Here is a 16,471-nt window from a genome sequence, read left to right on the forward strand (position 1 = left end):
CGGGTATTACGTCCTGTAGTCGTAACCCGGCGAGAATAACGGAGGTAGGGCCGAAGGTGGGAAGACCATGGCAATTAGTCTTTGGGCTGTGACCTCGCCGATCTCGTCGACCTCTTCGGCCTCAGCGATCTCGCCCGAGTCGAAACGGCTGCTTCTCGTGCACGCCCATCCCGACGACGAGACGCTGACGACCGGCGGGACCATCGCACGCTACGCCGCCGAGGGGGCCGAGGTGACCGTGGTGACGTGCACGCTCGGCGAGGAGGGCGAGATCATCCCGCCCGCGCTGGCCGGCCTCGGGGCCTGGGCCGCCGACCAGCTCGGCGGTTACCGTTCCGGCGAGCTGGCCGCCGCCTGCGCGGCACTGGGCCAGGTCCGGCACCGTTACCTCGGCGGGATCGGCCGCTGGCGCGACTCCGGCATGGCCGGGACGCCGTCCGCCGAGCATCCGCGCGCGTTCACCCGGGGCACCCTGGACGAGCAGGCCGCACAGCTCGCCGCGCTGCTCGACGAGTTCCGCCCGCAGGTCGTCGTCTCCTACGACGCCTTCGGCGGTTACGGCCACCCCGACCACATCCGGGCGCACCAGGTGACGACGGCCGCCACCGAGGGCCGCGCGGACGTGGCGCGCGTGTTCCACACCGTCGCCTCCGAGGAGCAGACGCGACGAGGGCTGGCCGGCCTGCGCGGGATGGGCGATCTTGGCGCGCGGGTGGCCGCCGACGGTGAGCTGCCCACCGTTGCCGACGCCGGGATCAGCACGGTCGTCGACGTCGAGCCGTACCGGCGGGCGAAGATCGCCGCGCTGACCGCGCACGCCACCCAGGTGAGCGTCGGTGAGCACCACTTCGCACTGTCCAACGGCATCGCCCAGCCACTCGGCGACGCCGAGCACTACGTGCTCGCCCGTGGTTCTGCCGAGGGCTGCGCGGCCGAGCTGTTCGGTGGTCTGACCCCGTGACGGCGCCCGCTCGCCAGGGTGGCCTGCTGGCGCTGCTCGTCCTCGACGCGGTGCTGCTGGCCGCGCTGGAACTGTTCTTCCTGCCGTTGCGGCTGGACGGTCTGGTGCTGCCGAAGCTGGGTGACGTGCCCGCGCCGGTGACCGTGCTGGTGGCCGCGCTGACCACTCCGCTGCTGGTTCGGGTGGCGGCCCGGTTCGCCCCGCCGAGGTACGCGGCGCTGCCACTGGTGGCGTGGGTGCTGACACTGTTGATACTGGGACTGTTCGGGCCGGGGCGTGACGTGGTCCTGCTGGAGGACTGGCGCACACTCGTGCTGCTGGCTGCCGGTGTGCTGCCCGCCGCGCTCGTGCTCGGCGGGGCGCTCGGCCGGGCGGCACGCGCGGCGGACGCGGAACGGAAGGCGGGAAGTCGTGGCTGAGGCGATCTCCGACAAGGCCGTGGTGAACGTACTGCGGCCGTTCGTGCGCGCGACCGGGCCGATGCTCGACGCGCTGCGCGATTCCGATCCGGTGGGCCTGCTCGCCAGGGCCGAGCGGCGGGACCGTGCGGGCGGGGCCACGACCGGGACCACGGCCGAGGCGAGTTCCGGCACCGCGGCGGGGGGCGAGAGCGCCGACGCGCTGGACCGGGCCGAGCTGGAGGCCGTGGAGCCGGGCCTGCGGGACAAGCTGCTGGACGGGCTGACCTCGGTCAAGGTGCCGGGCACCGAGGCGTGGGCGGCGATGAGCGTCGAGCAGCGCACCGACTGGTGGGTCAACCGGGTCGGCAGGTTCACCGCGCTGATCACCGCGATCCCCGGCCTCGGCGGGGCGCTGGCCGACCGGCTGCCGGTCCAGGACGCGCTCGGTGCTTCCGCGCAGGGCCTGCTGCTGTGCGCCATCGCGGGGGAGCACGGAGTCACCGACCTGGGCGAGCGGGTGCGGCTGGTGGCGTGGGTGCTGTTCGAGCGGGACGTCGATCCGGACATCGCCGCGGGCAGGCACGCCGAGCACGACGCCGCCGCGGAGGACACCGAGACCGAGGAACTCACCGAGGAACTGTCCGAATCCTCGCGCAAGCACGGCAAGGCGACGCTGAAGGCCTGCGCGAAGACACTGTGGCGGCTCGGCCGTTCCCTGCTGTCGATCACCGACGAACTGGAGAAGCGCCCCAGCGGCCGCTTCTACCACCACGCGATCGGCATGCTGCCCGTCGTCGGCATGGTGGGCGACTACTTCGGCGAGCGCTCGGGGCTCAAGCGGGTGGCGAAGCGGGCCCGCAAGTGGCTCGCCGCGCACCCCGCCTGAGCTCCGGTCGCCGGAACCGGCGGCGGGTCAGCGCCAGAACATGAACGCCGTCTGCCCGACGCTCGACTGGTACTCGTCACCGCCGAGCAGCCCGAAGACGCTGTCGGCCAGGCCGAAGAACAGGTCGCCGACGAACGGGACACCGATCAGCAGGGCGAAGAGCACCAGCGGTGCCCATGGCCGGGCCTTCATGCCGAACTCGCGCACCTGCGGCGAGAGGTACGGCTCGATCGCGCCGAACCCGTCCAGACCAGGTACCGGCAGGATGTTCAGCACGAACGCCAGGATCTGCAGCAGCGCCAGATAGGACAGCCCCGCCATCAGCCCGGGTGCCATCGGGATGAACGCCACCGACATCGTCAGCGCGACGCCCAGCACCAGGTTGCTCAGCGGGCCGGCCAGCGAGACCCAGGACGCGGTGGAGCGGGAACGCAGCGCCCAGCGGTTGATCCAGACCGCGCCACCGGGCAGTGGGATCCCGCCGAACGCGAGCAGCAGCAGGGGGAGCACCAGCGAGAGCACCGGGTCGGTGTAGCGGCGGATGTCCATCGTCAGGTAGCCCTTGGCGGCCACCTCGTGGTCTCCGCCCTTGTAGGCGACGACGGCGTGACCGAACTCGTGCAGGGTCAGCGACGCCGCCCAGCCGCCGATCACGAGCAGGACGATGCCGAGGGTGCCCAGCGGCTGGTGTTCGATGGCGGTGACCATGAACTCGCCGCCGAACTCCTCGACGGGCAGGGGGGCTTGCAGGACTGTCAGTACGCCGCCCGCGATCGTCACGGCGAGAATGCCGAAGAACAGCGGGCTCGGGCGGATGGCTGAACGTTGCACGACCCCAGTCTTCCGTATAGACGCCGGGTCACGCTCGGCGTGTCCGCTTGCGTGTCGCCCGTTGGGCATCCCCCAACCTTGGTACTCGGCTTGACCTGACCGCACTACACGGGTGTAATCACATTGATGTCATTCGCCGCAGCAAAGGGGTGCGGGGGGTGGCGTCCGCCAGCCTGGGGAGTGCGTGAGAAGCGAGGAGGCGGACGTGCGGTTAGGCGCAGAAGGTAGTGAGTGGGGGCAGGTCATGGGTTGGGGAGAGCGCCCGGCACACGAGCCGGGTGTCTTCGGGGACCTTTTCGACATGGCCGAGGAACCGGACTGGCAGGAGCGCGCTCTGTGCGCCCAGACGGATCCGGAAGCGTTCTTTCCCGAGAAGGGGGGTTCGACCCGGGAAGCGAAACGTATCTGCCAGGGCTGTGAGGTCAAGGACGACTGCCTCGAGTACGCACTGGCACACGATGAGCGTTTCGGTATCTGGGGCGGACTTTCGGAGCGGGAGCGCCGGAAGCTGAAGAAGCGCGCGGTCTGAGCGCTCGAGCGTGCGGGCGCCGTGCCCGGAAGGGCCGGCGGGCCACTGGGGTCCACTGTGGACGGTTCGGTGGCGGTGGCCGGTCCCCCCGGCCGTGTCGTCCCGGCGAGAGGTCACACTGTCGTCCAAGGGTGACATGCCCGGGGCCCGGGTGCCCGGGCCTGTCCGGCCGGACCGTTTCTCCTGGAGGGGTCGTTGCCCCGTACGTCCACGCGCTCGTCCTCGGGTAGCTCCGCGGGCACCGCGCCGCTGCTCGCCGTCCTGGTCTGCCACAACGGCGAGACCTGGCTGCCCCGCGCGCTCGAGGCGGTGGAGGCGAGCACGATCCGTCCCCGGCACATCCTCGCCGTGGACACCGGATCCACCGACGGCACCGCCGGACTGCTCGAGGCGGCCGCCGCGGAGGACATCGTCGACGGCGTGCTGACCCTCGCCGCCGACACCGGTTTCGCCGCGGCCGTGCACCATGCCGTCGAGCACGCCGGGCAGCGCTGGGGCGACGCGGGGCCGTGGATCTGGCTGTTGCACGACGACAGCGCACCCGAACCCGAGTGCCTCGACATCCTGCTGCGCGCGGCCGAGGCGGCACCGTCCGCGGGCGTGCTCGGCCCGCTGGCCCTCGACTGGACCGACGAACGCCTCATCGTCGAGGCCGGGCTGTCCATCGACGCCTCAGGGCACCGGCAGCCGGGCGCGCTCGCCGGTGGCGGGTACGAGCAGAGCACCGAGGTGCTCGCCGTGCCCAGCGCGGGCGTACTGATCAGCAGCGAACTGTGGACCGAAATCGGCGGCTTCGACCGTGCGCTGCCGATGCTGCGCGAGGACACCGACTTCGGCTGGCGCGCCAACGCGGCGGACAGCCTGGTGCTCTGCGTTCCGGCCGCACGCATCCGGCACGCCTGCGCGGTGTCCGGCGGGAAACGCCGGGCCGACGCGCTGAGCACCTCCGTCGAGGCCGCCGACCGCGCCCACGGCCTGCGTACCTTCCTGGTGAACTGCGCGCCGTTGTCCTTCGTGTTCGGCATTCCCCGGCTGGTGCTGTTGTGCCTGCTGCGCGGGCTCGCGTTCGCCCTGGTGCGCAACGGCCCGAGGGCACACGCCGAGTTCGCCGCGATCGGGTACCTGCTGGGCGGGCGGGGCGGGCTGCGCGCCGCCAGGTCCGGGCGGAGCACCGCGGGCGGATCGGTACGCGGCCTGTTCACCGGCAGGCTGACCCGCCTGCGCGGGGCCGTCGGCGGGACCGTGCTGCGGCTGGTGCGCAGCCGGGTCGCCAGCGAGGCGGCACTGGGCAGGCTGCCGGAGAGCACGGACGGGGCCACCGCCTGGAAACCGCCGCCCGCAGGCGAATCCGATGCCGCGGCCGGACGTCCCATCGGACCCGCCGCGCTGCCCGCCGGCTCCCTGCGTCCGCGCGGCGCCCGGGCGCAGGGCCTGCGCAAGCCGGCGACCGTGCTGGCGGTCGAACTGCCGGAGCGGCCAGCCGGTCGCCCGGGGCCCAGGCCCTCGCCGGGGCGGGCGCGCGAGGAGTTCGTGTTCGTCGAGGTGGACCGCAGGCGCGTGCTCGCGGCGACGCTGTTCGCCCCGCCGGTGGTGCTGTTCGTCGTGCTCTCGCTGCTCGCGGTGATCGTGCACGCGGGCAGGCTGGGCCTCGATCTCTCCGGCGGCGCGTTGCGCCCGGTGGGCTCGCTCGGCGAGCTGTGGTCGGCGTACCTGTCGACCTGGCACCCGGGCTCCGGCGGCACGGCGACGGCGGCACCGGTGACCTTCGCGGTACTCGGGCTGCTGGGCGCGCCGCTCGCCCCGCTCGGCGGGGCCGCCGCGCTGGTCGCCCTGCTGCTGCTCGGCAACGCACCGATCGCGGCGCTGACCGCGTACGCCGCGGCCCGCCGGATCCGGGTACGCCGCTGGGTGAAGGCGGGTGCCGCGGCGGCGTACGCCCTGCTGCCCGCCGCCACCGCCGGGGTGGCCCAGGGCCGGCTCGACCTCGTGGTCGCGCACATCCTGCTGCCGCCCGTCGTGGCGGGCATCGTCGCGGTGCTCACCAGGGCGGAGCGTCGCTGGCTGAGCGTGGCCGTGCTGACCTCGCTCGCGGTCGCCGTGCTCGGCGCGTTCGCCCCGGTCGCGCACGCTCTCGCGCTCGCCGGGCTGCTGCTGGGTTACCTGGTGCTGCCCTCCGCCGGGCGGCAGGCCCGCCGAGTCGCCGCCGTCGCGCTCGTCGCGCTGCTGCCGCTGCTGCTCCTGCTGCCCTGGTTGCCCGCCCTGCTGACCCACCGGACGCTGTTCTTCGGCCCCGCCGCGCCGTCCGCCTCGGCGGCCGAGCTGCTCGGCCTCGCGCCCGGCGGACCGGGTGCCTGGCCGATCGGGATCGCCCTCGTCGCCGCTGCCGTCGTCGCCTTCGTGTTCCGGCCGACGGCGCGGGTGCTGCCGGGGGTGGCGCTGGCCGTGCTGGGACTGGCCGGGTTGGGGCTGGTGCGCCTGGCTGGGCAGGGGGCGAGCGCGGGGGTGCCGCTGTTGCTGGTCGGCGCCGGACTGCTGTGGGCGTTCGCCGGGGTCTGGACGGCCGTGCGCGACGATCGGGGGCGCACCGGTGCCGCCGTGCCGCGACTGGCCGTCGCCGGTGGCGCCGCGGTATTGCTCGCGCTGGTCGCCGGTGCGGCCGTCGAGGGGCGGGAGGGCCCGCTGCGGGACGGGACGTGGACGCTGGCGTCCTCGCTCACCGCCGAGCTCGCCGGCACCGGACGTTCCGTGCTGGTGCTCGGCGACCAGCCGGAGCAGTCGAGCGCCCGGCCGCCGCACTACGGCGACGCCGCGCTCGTGCCGCCTCCGGCCACCCCCGTCAGGCTCGCCGGCTGGCAGCGTTCGCTGCTCACCGGAACCGCCGAGGAGGTGCGTGCCGCCGCGGGTTACGCCGCCGCGGGCGGGGTGTTGTTCGTGGTCCTGCCGGAGGGTTCCGGCGGTTCCGCCGGTGAGGCCGTACGGGGCCTCGCCGGGGACCTGATCGCGGCCGCGCCGCCGACCTCGGACGGCAGGCCGGTCCTGCGGCTCACCCCGACCGGCGGGCAGGTGGCGCTGGTGTCACCGGAACAGGCCCGCCGGTCGGTCACCGGGATGCCGCCCGTCGACGCGACCGCGGTCTCCCCGGTCGACGCCCGGCCGCCGGACGTCCGAGTCCGCGTCTCCGACGGGCCGGAGGGCAGGCTGCTGGTGCTGGCCGCCGAGGAGGAGGCGGGCTGGCGGGCGAGCGTCGACGGCGAAGCGGTGCCCATCGTGCGTTCCTGGGGGCACCAGGTCGCGGTGGCCGTGCCGCCACGGCAGTCCGCGGTCGTCGTGGAGCACGTCCAGCCCGCCCGCGGCATCCTGCTGCTCGGGCAGGTGGCGGCGGTGCTGTTCACCGCGCTCACCGCGATCCCGGGACGCAGGCGCACGGAACGGGCGTAGCCGGGCCGCAGGGTCGGTGCGCTTCGGTGTCAGTCGCCGTCGATGACGTCCGGCTCGAGACCGAGATAGCCGGCGACCTGCTCCACCAGCACCTCGTGTACCAGTTCCGCCAGCTCGGACGGGTCCTTCGCGCGCGCCTCCAACGGCCGCCGGTACAGCACGATCCGCGCTCTGGTGGGCAGCCCGGCCCGGTCGACGCCCGCTGGCACCAGCCGGGACAGCGGCACCGTGCCGTCGTGCAGTACGCCCTCGGTGTCCGCCGGATCGGCGACCTCCGGGACGTCGTCCACGGCCACGTCCAGCTTGGTCAGTTCGTGCCGCCAGCGGGCCTCGATCGGCTCCAGCGCGTCGAGTACCAGCGCGTCGAACTTCTCCGCCCGGCTCGCGGCGGCGGGCAGCGTGGCGGGGAAGAGCTGTCCACGCAGGCCACGGCCGTGCCGGTCCCTACGCTTGAGCTGCCGTTGCCGGGATCCACGAGCCGTCGCCACGAACGAAAGGGTACGCGGTGACGGCGAGCCCCACGCCGCGCGTTCACCGGCCTCTCGCGTGTCGCCCGTGCCCCGGGCGGGTGAGGCGCTATCGTCGTTTCCGTGCGAAGCGTGCGGGTGTGTTCACGGACGGGCTGCCTCGAGCCCGCCGTCGCCACGCTCACCTACGCCTACAGCGACTCCACCGCTGTCGTCGGACCGCTGGCGACCGCGTCCGAACCGCACTCGTACGACCTGTGCGAGGAGCACGCGCTGCGCCTCACCGCCCCGAAGGGCTGGGAGGTCGTCCGGCACGAGGGGGAGTTCGCCGCCCCGGAACCCTCCAGTGACGAGCTGACCGCGCTGGCCGAGGCCGTCCGTGAGGCGGGCAGGCACGACCGGCAGGCGCCGCCGATGCCGGAGCCGGACGCCGCCGCGGGAGGGGCCGGATCCTCCGGCGGCCGCCGTGGCCACCTGCGCGTGCTGCCCGGACGATCCTGACCGAGCCCCTCCCCTCGCACACCGCGGGCCGTCTCGTTGCGGGCACGGCCACGCGCCCTGTCCCCGCCCGCCGGTAGGCTGCGCACGGAGCGCGCCGCACGACTCACTGCGCTTCAACAGCTTCAACAGCTTCAACAGCTTCAACAGCTTCAACAGCTTCAACAGCTTCAACACGACGAATCGGGGAGAGGTACGTGTCTGACCTGTCGGGCATCGTGAAGGCCTACGACATCCGCGGTGTGGTGGGTGAGCAGATCGACGCGGAGCTGGTGCGCGCGTTCGGCTCCGCGTTCGCGCTGCTGATCAAGCCGGACTCGCCCTCGGTCGTGATCGGCCACGACATGCGGGACTCCTCACCGGAGCTGGCCGCCGCGTTCGCCGAGGGCGTCACCTCCCAGGGGCTCGACGTGGTGTCCATCGGACTGGCCAGCACCGACCAGCTCTACTTCGCCTCGGGGTCGCTCGGCATGCCCGGCGCGATGTTCACCGCGAGCCACAACCCCGCCAAGTACAACGGGATCAAGCTCTGCCGCGCAGGCGCCGCCCCGGTCGGGCAGGACTCCGGGCTCTCCGAGATCCGCGAGTCGGTGGAGCAGGGCGTGCCCGCGTTCGAGGGCGCACCGGGACGGATCACCGAGCGCGATGTGCTCACCGACTACGCCGCCCACCTGCGCGGTCTGGTGGACCTCTCCGGCAGCCGTCCGCTGAAGGTCGTGGTGGACGCGGGAAACGGCATGGGCGGGCACACGGTGCCCACCGTCTTCGGCGAGCTGCCCGCCTCGGTCGAGGGCGGGCCGCGGAAGGCACTGCCGATCGAGATCGTGCCGATGTACTTCGAGCTCGACGGCAACTTCCCCAACCACGAGGCGAACCCGCTCGACCCGGCGAACATCGTCGACCTGCAGGCGAAGGTGCGCGAGTCCGGCGCCGACTGCGGCCTGGCCTTCGACGGTGACGCCGATCGCTGCTTCGTCGTCGACGAGCGCGGCGAGCCGGTCTCGCCCAGCGCCGTCACCGCGCTGGTGGCGGTACGAGAGCTGGCGAAGTCGCCCGGCTCCACCGTCATCCACAACCTGATCACCTCGCACGCCGTCCCGGAGATCATCGCCGAGAACGGCGGCAAGGCGGTCCGCACCCGCGTCGGCCACTCCTTCATCAAGGAGAAGATGGCGGAGACGGACGCGATCTTCGGCGGCGAGCACTCGGCGCACTACTACTTCCGCGACTTCTGGCGGGCGGACACCGGGATGCTGGCCGCGCTGCACGTGCTGGCCGCGCTCGGCGAGCAGGACGGCACGCTGTCCGAGTTGACGGCGCGGTACCAGCGTTACGCGGCGTCCGGCGAGATCAACTCCACCGTGGACGACCAGGTCGCCCGCCAGCTCGCCGTGAAGGACGCCTACGCCGCGCGGCAGGGGGTGCGGATCGACGAGCTCGACGGCCTGACCGTCGAGCTGCCCTCCGGTGGCTGGTTCAATCTGCGCCCGTCCAACACCGAACCGCTGCTGCGCCTCAACGTGGAGGCCGCCGACGCCGACGCCGTACGGGCCCTCGCGGACGAGGTACTGGCCATCGTCCGCCACTGACACCGTTCTCGCCGGCATCGCCGGCCGACCTGGAGGAACCATGGCCGTCACCCTCGACGAGCAGCTACTGGAGATTCTGGCCTGCCCCTGTCCCGAGCACGCCCCGCTGCGGGTGGGATCGCCCGGCGATCCCGAGGCGGACGCGCTGACCTGTACCTCGTGCGGCCGGGTGTTCCCGGTGCGCGACGGCATCCCGGTGCTGCTCCTCGACGAGGCGACCGGTGGGCCGGGGAACTCCGAGGCGTCCGGCACCGATGACGCTTGACGACACTCTGCTGGACGATCCGGTCCGGCTGGCCGAGGCGGACAGCGCCGGCCTGCTGCGTGCCGTCGCGATGGCGGGCGCCCAGGTACGGGCGACCGTCGAGTCGGCGGCGGAGCTGGGGCTCGCGGACCGACTCGACGTCGGCAGGCCACGCGCCGTCGTCCTGATCTCGCGGCCCGGCGTCAGCCGCACGGCCACCCGGATGCTCGCCTCGCTGCTCACCGCCTCCTGCCCGGTGCCGGTGGTGGTGGCCGACGTGGTCCCGGCGTGGATCGGGGCGCTCGACGTCGTCATCGCGCACACCGACGACCCGGGCGACCGGGAACTGGCCGCCACCCTGGAGCGGGCGGCGCGCTACGGGGCGACCGTGGTGCTCTCCGCGCCGCCGGAGGGGCCGGTGGCCTCCTCGGTCGCCGGGCGTGGCCTGGTGCTGGTGCCCCGGGTGCCGGTGCCGCCGGAGCTGGCGTTCCCGCGGGCGCTCGCCGCTGGGCTGCTGGCCGTGAACGCGCTGGGCCTGTTCACGGCGGATGTGGCCGCGCTGGCCGACCAGCTCGACGCCGAGGCCGAACGCGATCACCTCGGGCACGACCCGTTCGTCAACCCGGCGAAGTCCCTCGCGCTGCGGCTGGTCGACCGCACCCCGCTGCTGTGGGGGCTCGACCACCTCGCGGTGGCCGCCGCCGCCCACGGGGCGCACGCCTTCGCCGCGCACGCCGCGACCGTCTGCGACGTCGCCGACTACCGGCAGGCCCGGGCCCAGCACGCGCTGCACCGCGCTGCCGTGATGGGCACCAGCGAACGGGACATCTTCGCCGATCCGGACGACATCCCCGCAGGCAGCGCACCGCCGAGGATCGTGCTGCTGGCGGTGCGCACGGGGCCGACGGCCGACGCCGCCCGGCACCGGGCGGACGATGCGCTGCCGGGCGTGGACGTGGTCGCGCCCGCGGAGGAGTTCGACGCCGACGAGACCGCCCGCGCCGCCGTGCTCGCGATGCGGTTCGAGCTGGCCGCCGTCTACCTCGGGCTCGCCACTGGGACCATTGGCGGGGCAGGCCGGTACACGCCCGCCGCTGTGTGACCCGGCCCGGCGCATATTCTGACCGGCCGGTACCGGTTTCGAGTTGAGGTGAGAAGTGGAGCTGCTGCGCAACGCCGTGCGCCCGTACGCCTGGGGATCGAGGACGATCATCCCGGAGCTGCTGGGCCGCCCGGTTCCCGCACCGCACCCCGAGGCGGAGCTGTGGATGGGTGCTCATCCCGGCGATCCCTCGCGGATCACCCGCGCGGACGGCACCGAGCGGACGCTGCTGGAGATCGTCGACGCCGATCCGGTCGGCCAGCTCGGCGCCCGGTGTGCCGAGCAGTGGGGTAACAGGCTGCCGTTCCTGCTGAAGATCCTGGCCATCGAGGAGCCGCTGTCCATGCAGGCCCACCCGTCGGCGGCGCAGGCCGCGGAGGGGTTCCGCCGCGAGGAGGCCGCCGGGATCGCCCGTGGCGCCGCGAACCGCAACTACCCGGACCCGACGGCCAAGCCCGAGCTGGTTTGCGCGCTGACCGAGTTCCACGCGCTGGCCGGGTTCCGTGACCCGGCGCGCACGGTGGAGTTCCTGCGGGAGATCGACACCCCCGGCCTGACCCGCTACACCGAACTGCTGGCCGCCCAGCCGGACGCGGACGGTCTGCGCGCGCTGTTCACCACGTGGATCACGTTGCCGCAGCGCACGCTCGACGCGCTGCTGCCCGAGGTGCTCGACGCCTGCGTCCTGCACCTGAAGAACCACGGACGGTTCGACGTCGAGTGCCGCACCGTGCTGGAGCTGGGCGAGGCGCATCCGCACGACGCCGCGGTGCTGGCGGCCCTGCTGCTGAACCGGATGACGCTGCACGCGGGCGACGCGCTCTTCCTGCCCGCCGGGAACCTGCATCTGTACCTGCACGGCGCCGCCGTCGAGATCCTGGCCAACTCGGACAACATCCTGCGCGGTGGCCTCACCCCGAAGCACGTGGACGTCCCGGAACTGTTGCGGGTACTGGATTTCGGCTGCCCGGACATGCCGGTTCTGCGCGGCGGGCCGATCGCACCCGGCGAGCGGCTGGTGGTCTACCGCACGGAGGCGGCCGAGTTCGAGCTGTCCTCGGCGTACTGGGCGGCGGGGGAGGACGAGGAGCTGGAACTCGGCTGCTCGGGTCCGCAGATCCTGCTGTGCGTCGAGGGGGCGCTCGACGTCGTGTGCCCGGACGGCGGGCCCGCACGGTTGCGCCGGGGGGAGTCGGCCTGGCTGGCGGCGGACGATCCCGCGGTGACCGTCCGTCCCGCGGACGGCGCGCCCGCCCGCCTGTACCGCGCGACCGCGGGCGGCTGCTGACCGTCCCGCCCGTTCGCGGGCCGCCGGTCGAGTCGTGCGCGGTCCCCGGACGTGCTCGCGGCCGTCGTGGCGGCCTCCCCTAGGCTGCATCCCTGCTGATCGACGAGCGACGGGGGTTCAGGTGGCGGCAAACGGCGGGACGAAGGCGATTCTCGCGGCTCTGTTCGCGAACGCGGGTATCGCGATCGCGAAATTCGTGGGATTCCTGATCACCGGATCGTCCTCGATGCTGGCCGAGTCGGTGCACTCGGTGGCCGACACGTCCAACCAGGGCCTGCTGCTGCTGGGGCAGAAGACCGCCCAGCGCAAGGCGACCAAGGCGCACCCCTTCGGCTTCGGCCGCGACCGCTACTTCTACTCCTTCATCGTCGCGCTGATGCTGTTCACCCTCGGCTCGGCGTTCGCGCTCTACGAGGGCGTGCACAAGCTCCAGGAGCCGGAGGCGCTGACCTCGCCGATGGTCGCCGTGGTGATCCTGGTGCTGGCCATCGCGCTGGAGACCTTCAGCTTCTGGACGGCCATCAAGGAGTCCAAGCTGGTCAAGGGCGACGCGACGTGGTGGCAGTTCATCCGCCAGTCGAAGACGCCGGAACTGCCGGTGGTGCTGCTGGAGGACGCCGGCGCGCTGTTCGGCCTGGTCTTCGCGCTGTTCGGGGTCGGCCTCTCGGTGGCCACCGGCGACCCGGTGTGGGACGCGGTCGGCACGATCATGATCGGTGTGCTGCTCGGGGTGATCGCCGTGGTGCTGATCATCGAGATGAAGAGCCTGCTGATCGGCGAGGGCTCCGGCGACCGTGAACTGGACGCGATCACCGCCGAGCTGGCCGAGGGCGAGGTGGAGCGCGTCATCCACATCCGCACCCAGTACATCGGCCCGGACGAGCTGCTGGTCGCCGCGAAGCTGGCCTTCACGCCGGGGCTGGCGGTGGCCGATGTCGCGCGGGCGATCGACGAGGCCGAGTCGCGGGTCCGCGCGAAGGTCCCCGCAGCACGGCTGATCTACCTCGAGCCGGACCTGGATCGCTCCGTCCGGTAGCTCAGCGCAGACCCGGACTGACGGGCTGCGATGGACCTATTAGGGTGACCGGCGACCTGAGGCCCAGCGAGTCAGGAGATTCACCATGCCGGGGACCGGCTTGTGGCGGACGAAGTCGGTGGAGCAATCCATCGCCGACACCGACGATCCAGATACGAAACTTCGCCGGAACCTGAGCACCTGGGACCTCACGGTCTTCGGTGTCGCGGTCGTCATCGGCGCTGGCATCTTCACGCTCACCGCCCGGACGGCGGGTGACGTCGCCGGGCCTTCGGTGTCGGTCGCCTTCGTCCTGGCCGCGATCGCCTGCGGTTTGGCGGCGCTGTGCTACGCCGAGTTCGCGTCCACCGTCCCGGTCGCGGGCAGTGCGTACACGTTCTCCTACGCCACCTTCGGCGAGTTCATCGCGTGGATCATCGGCTGGGACCTGGTGCTGGAGTTCGCGGTGGGTGCCGCCTCCGTGGCCAAGGGCTGGTCGACGTACCTGCAGGAGGTGGTCGCGAACTTCCTCGGTGACGGTTTCACCACCATCGCCGAGGTCGGCGGCGTCTCGGTGGACTGGGGCGCGCTGCTGCTGGTGGTCGTGCTGACGGTGCTGCTGGCGATGGGCACGAAGCTGTCCTCCCGGTTCAGCCTGGTGATCACCACGATCAAGGTCGCGGTGGTGCTGTTCGTCGTGGTGCTGGGCATCGGCTACATCAACGTCGACAACTACTCGCCGTTCATCCCGCCCGCCGCCGAGGGCGGCGCCGGTGACGGCGGCATCGAGCAGTCGCTGCTGTCGTTCCTGTCCGGCAGCGGTGGCAGCACCTTCGGTGTGTTCGGCCTGCTGGCCGGTGCCTCCCTGGTCTTCTTCGCGTTCATCGGTTTCGACATCATCGCCACCACGGCCGAGGAGACGAAGAACCCGCAGAAGTCGGTGCCCCGCGGCATCTTCGGCTCGCTGGCGATCGTCACGGTGCTCTACGTCGCGGTCTCGCTGGTGGTCTCCGGTATGCGCCCGTACACCGACATGGCGACCGACGCGGGTGACGGGCAGCGCAAGACGCTCGCCACCGCGTTCTCGCTGAACGGCAACGACTGGGCCGCGAACATCATCTCCTTCGGTGCGCTGGCCGGTCTGACGACCGTGGTCATGGTGCTGATGCTGGGTCAGATCCGGGTCATGTACGCGATGTCGCGGGACGCGCTGCTGCCGCGCTCGATCGCGAAGTCGGGCAAGCGGGGCACCCCGGCCCGCGCGACGGTGATCGTCGGCAGCCTGGTGGCCGTGGCGGCGACCTTCTTCGAGGCGGACAAGCTCGAGGAGATGGTGAACGTCGGCACGCTGTTCGCGTTCATCCTGGTCTCGGCGGGCGTGATCGTGCTGCGGCGGACGCGGCCGGACCTGCCGCGCGCGTTCAAGGCGCCCTGGGTGCCGTTCATCCCGATCGTCGCGATCATCGCCTGCCTGTGGCTGATGCTGAACCTGACGGTGCTGACCTGGGTCCGCTTCCTGGCCTGGATGGTGCTCGGCGTCGTCGTGTACTTCGCCTACAGCAAGCGGCATTCCCTGTTGGGCAAGCGGATCCGGGAAGGAGGGGAACCGGTCGCGGCCGGTTCCGCGGGCCCCCCGGCCGCTGCCGGTGGCGCTTCCGACGCCGCTTCGGACGCGACTGCCGGTGGTGCGTCCGCCTCCGGTGAGACCCCGGGCGAGGCGCCCGGCGAGACCCCGGGCAAGACGCGGGGGGACAGTCCCGGCGACAGGGACTGACCGAGCTCTTCCGACGGCCGGCGCGCACCTTCGGGTGCGCGCCGGCCGTTTTTTTTTGTGCCGATCGGTTGACAGTCGCCCGATCCTGCATCACCCTTTTACTATTCTAATAGTGAAAGGGTGATGGGCGTGCTCGACTTCCACTTGGACCGCGGGTCCGGGGTGGCGACGTACCTCCAGCTCGTCCATCAGGTCAAACACGCGCTCCGGCTCGGGCTGCTCGAGCCGGGCGACCGGCTGCCCACGGCCAAGGAGGTCGTGGACCGGCTGGCGATCAATCCGAACACCGTGTCGAAGGCCTACCGCGAACTGGAACGCGAGGGCCTTGCTACCGGAAAGCCGGGGCAGGGGACTTTCGTGACCGGCACGCTCGGCGGCGCCGGACTCGCCGACCACGCACGACTGCGGGCCGAGCTGCAGAGCTGGGTTCGCGCCGGACGGGAGGCGGGGCTCGACATCGAGGACCTCGAGGCGCTTTTCGCCCTGGTAGTCGGAGACTCGTTTCGGGAGGAAATCGCATGACGACTGAGAAGCCCGCCGAACGGCCCGCATTCGAGACCACCGGGCTCGGCGTGCGCTACCGCCGCAACTGGGCGCTGCGGGACTGCACCGTCTCGGTGCCCGCCGGGCGCGTGGTCGCACTGGTGGGCCCGAACGGCGCGGGCAAGACCACCTTGCTGCACACCCTCGTCGGCCTGCTGCGTCCGGACGCGGGAGTGGCCAGGCTCTTCGGTGGCGACGTCGCATCCGACGAGAACATGTTGGCGCGCATGGCTTTCGTCGCCCAGGACAAGCCGCTCTACGACTATTTCACCGTCGCCGAGATGCTTCGCTTCGGCCGCGAGCTCAATCCGCGCTGGGACGGCGACTTCGCCCGCGCGCGCGTCAACGGGCTCGGCATTCCCTTGTCCCGCAAGGTGGGCAAGCTCTCCGGCGGACAGCGTGCCCAGGTCGCGATCACCATGGCGCTGGCCAAGCGGCCCGACCTGCTGGTGCTGGACGAGCCGCTGGCCAGCCTCGATCCGCTCGCCAGGGACGACGTGATGCGCGCGCTGATGGGAACCGTGGCGGAGACGGGCACCACTGTGCTGATGTCCTCGCACGTCGTGTCCGACCTGGTGGACACCTGCGACTGGCTGGTCGTCCTCAACGGGGGGCAGGTCCAGGTCAGCGGTGACATCGACGAACTGCTCGCCTGCCACCGGGTGCTCTCCGGGCCGGCCGGACTTGCCGAGGGCGTCGCCGGGCGGCTGTCCGTCGTGACCGGCACCAGGGGGGAACGGCAGGCAACCCTGTTGATACGCAACGGAACCGAACCGCCGGTACTCGATCCACAGTGGACACAGCGGCCGGCGGGGCTGGAGGAGATGGTGCTCGCCTACCTGCGCAGCCCCGAGTCCGCATCGTTGCCGCGGCCGGCCGTCGTACCCGCCTGAGCGCGGCATCAC

The 16,471-nt window shown here is 72.2% G+C and carries 16 protein-coding genes; 14 read left to right on the top strand and 2 right to left on the bottom strand.

Features of this window, described 5'->3' with window-relative positions:
• Positions 1–148: 148 nt before the first annotated feature.
• From mshB to CFN78_RS09165, 3 genes are read left to right on the top strand one after another with little or no spacing between them, the layout of a single operon-like run.
• Entirely contained in the window at positions 149–961 is an 813-nt protein-coding gene (gene mshB, locus CFN78_RS09155) for an N-acetyl-1-D-myo-inositol-2-amino-2-deoxy-alpha-D-glucopyranoside deacetylase (RefSeq protein WP_240519356.1), read from the top strand.
• Positions 958–1,380 carry a hypothetical protein gene (locus CFN78_RS09160; protein WP_094862195.1) on the top strand — a complete coding sequence of 141 codons (423 nt, stop codon included), beginning with the start codon at positions 958–960 and terminating at the stop codon, positions 1,378–1,380. Before mshB ends, CFN78_RS09160 begins: the two co-directional genes overlap by 4 nt.
• Positions 1,373–2,248, top strand: coding sequence for a hypothetical protein (locus tag CFN78_RS09165; protein ID WP_094862196.1), 876 nt, complete (start codon positions 1,373–1,375; stop codon positions 2,246–2,248). Before CFN78_RS09160 ends, CFN78_RS09165 begins: the two co-directional genes overlap by 8 nt.
• Before the next feature lie 27 nt (positions 2,249–2,275).
• On the opposite strand, the gene CFN78_RS09170 is transcribed toward CFN78_RS09165, so the two are convergent.
• Entirely contained in the window at positions 2,276–3,079 is an 804-nt protein-coding gene (locus CFN78_RS09170) for a site-2 protease family protein (RefSeq protein WP_094862197.1), read from the bottom strand.
• A 244-nt stretch (positions 3,080–3,323) separates the two neighbouring features.
• On the opposite strand from CFN78_RS09170, the gene CFN78_RS09175 reads away from it, so the two are divergent.
• Together CFN78_RS09175 and CFN78_RS09180 are read left to right on the top strand one after the other, a co-directional pair.
• Entirely contained in the window at positions 3,324–3,608 is a 285-nt protein-coding gene (locus CFN78_RS09175; protein ID WP_165777498.1) for a WhiB family transcriptional regulator, read from the top strand.
• Positions 3,609–3,803: 195 nt separating this feature from the next.
• Entirely contained in the window at positions 3,804–7,046 is a 3,243-nt protein-coding gene (locus tag CFN78_RS09180; RefSeq protein WP_240519347.1) for a glycosyltransferase family 2 protein, read from the top strand.
• A gap of 29 nt (positions 7,047–7,075) precedes the next feature.
• Here CFN78_RS09180 and CFN78_RS09185 read toward each other — a convergent pair whose 3' ends face one another.
• Positions 7,076–7,534 carry a metallopeptidase family protein gene (locus tag CFN78_RS09185; protein WP_094862199.1) on the bottom strand — a complete coding sequence of 153 codons (459 nt, stop codon included), beginning with the start codon at positions 7,532–7,534 and terminating at the stop codon, positions 7,076–7,078.
• 102 nt (positions 7,535–7,636) lie between these two features.
• Here CFN78_RS09185 and CFN78_RS09190 point away from each other — a divergent pair, with 102 nt between their 5' ends.
• The 9 genes from CFN78_RS09190 to CFN78_RS09230 all read left to right on the top strand — a co-directional run bounded on the left by CFN78_RS09190 (position 7,637) and on the right by CFN78_RS09230 (position 16,459).
• Positions 7,637–8,014 carry a DUF3499 domain-containing protein gene (locus tag CFN78_RS09190; protein ID WP_094862200.1) on the top strand — a complete coding sequence of 126 codons (378 nt, stop codon included), beginning with the start codon at positions 7,637–7,639 and terminating at the stop codon, positions 8,012–8,014.
• Between the two features lie 194 nt (positions 8,015–8,208).
• A complete protein-coding gene (locus CFN78_RS09195; RefSeq protein WP_094862201.1) occupies positions 8,209–9,600 on the top strand; it encodes a phosphomannomutase/phosphoglucomutase in 1,392 nt (463 codons plus the stop codon).
• Positions 9,601–9,640: 40 nt separating this feature from the next.
• Positions 9,641–9,865, top strand: a complete 225-nt coding sequence (locus tag CFN78_RS09200) for a Trm112 family protein (protein ID WP_094862202.1) — start codon at positions 9,641–9,643, stop codon at positions 9,863–9,865.
• Positions 9,855–10,946: an SIS domain-containing protein gene (locus tag CFN78_RS09205; RefSeq protein ID WP_094862203.1), complete on the top strand. Its 1,092-nt coding sequence runs from the start codon at positions 9,855–9,857 to the stop codon at positions 10,944–10,946. The genes CFN78_RS09200 and CFN78_RS09205 overlap by 11 nt, the downstream gene beginning before the upstream one ends.
• Positions 10,947–11,001: 55 nt before the next feature.
• Positions 11,002–12,234, top strand: a complete 1,233-nt coding sequence (gene manA, locus CFN78_RS09210; RefSeq protein WP_094862204.1) for a mannose-6-phosphate isomerase, class I — start codon at positions 11,002–11,004, stop codon at positions 12,232–12,234.
• Between the two features lie 121 nt (positions 12,235–12,355).
• The gene (locus CFN78_RS09215) at positions 12,356–13,270 is read left to right on the top strand and encodes a cation diffusion facilitator family transporter (protein WP_094862205.1); all 915 of its coding nucleotides are present in this window, start codon (positions 12,356–12,358) and stop codon (positions 13,268–13,270) included.
• Between the two features lie 85 nt (positions 13,271–13,355).
• A complete protein-coding gene (locus CFN78_RS09220) occupies positions 13,356–15,023 on the top strand; it encodes an amino acid permease (RefSeq protein WP_094862206.1) in 1,668 nt (555 codons plus the stop codon).
• Positions 15,024–15,152: 129 nt separating this feature from the next.
• Entirely contained in the window at positions 15,153–15,545 is a 393-nt protein-coding gene (locus CFN78_RS09225) for a GntR family transcriptional regulator (protein WP_094862325.1), read from the top strand.
• A complete protein-coding gene (locus tag CFN78_RS09230; protein ID WP_094862207.1) occupies positions 15,542–16,459 on the top strand; it encodes an ABC transporter ATP-binding protein in 918 nt (305 codons plus the stop codon). Before CFN78_RS09225 ends, CFN78_RS09230 begins: the two co-directional genes overlap by 4 nt.
• Positions 16,460–16,471: the final 12 nt, after the last annotated feature.

The organism is Amycolatopsis antarctica (assembly GCF_002262875.1).
Lineage (GTDB): Bacteria > Actinomycetota > Actinomycetes > Mycobacteriales > Pseudonocardiaceae > Amycolatopsis > Amycolatopsis antarctica.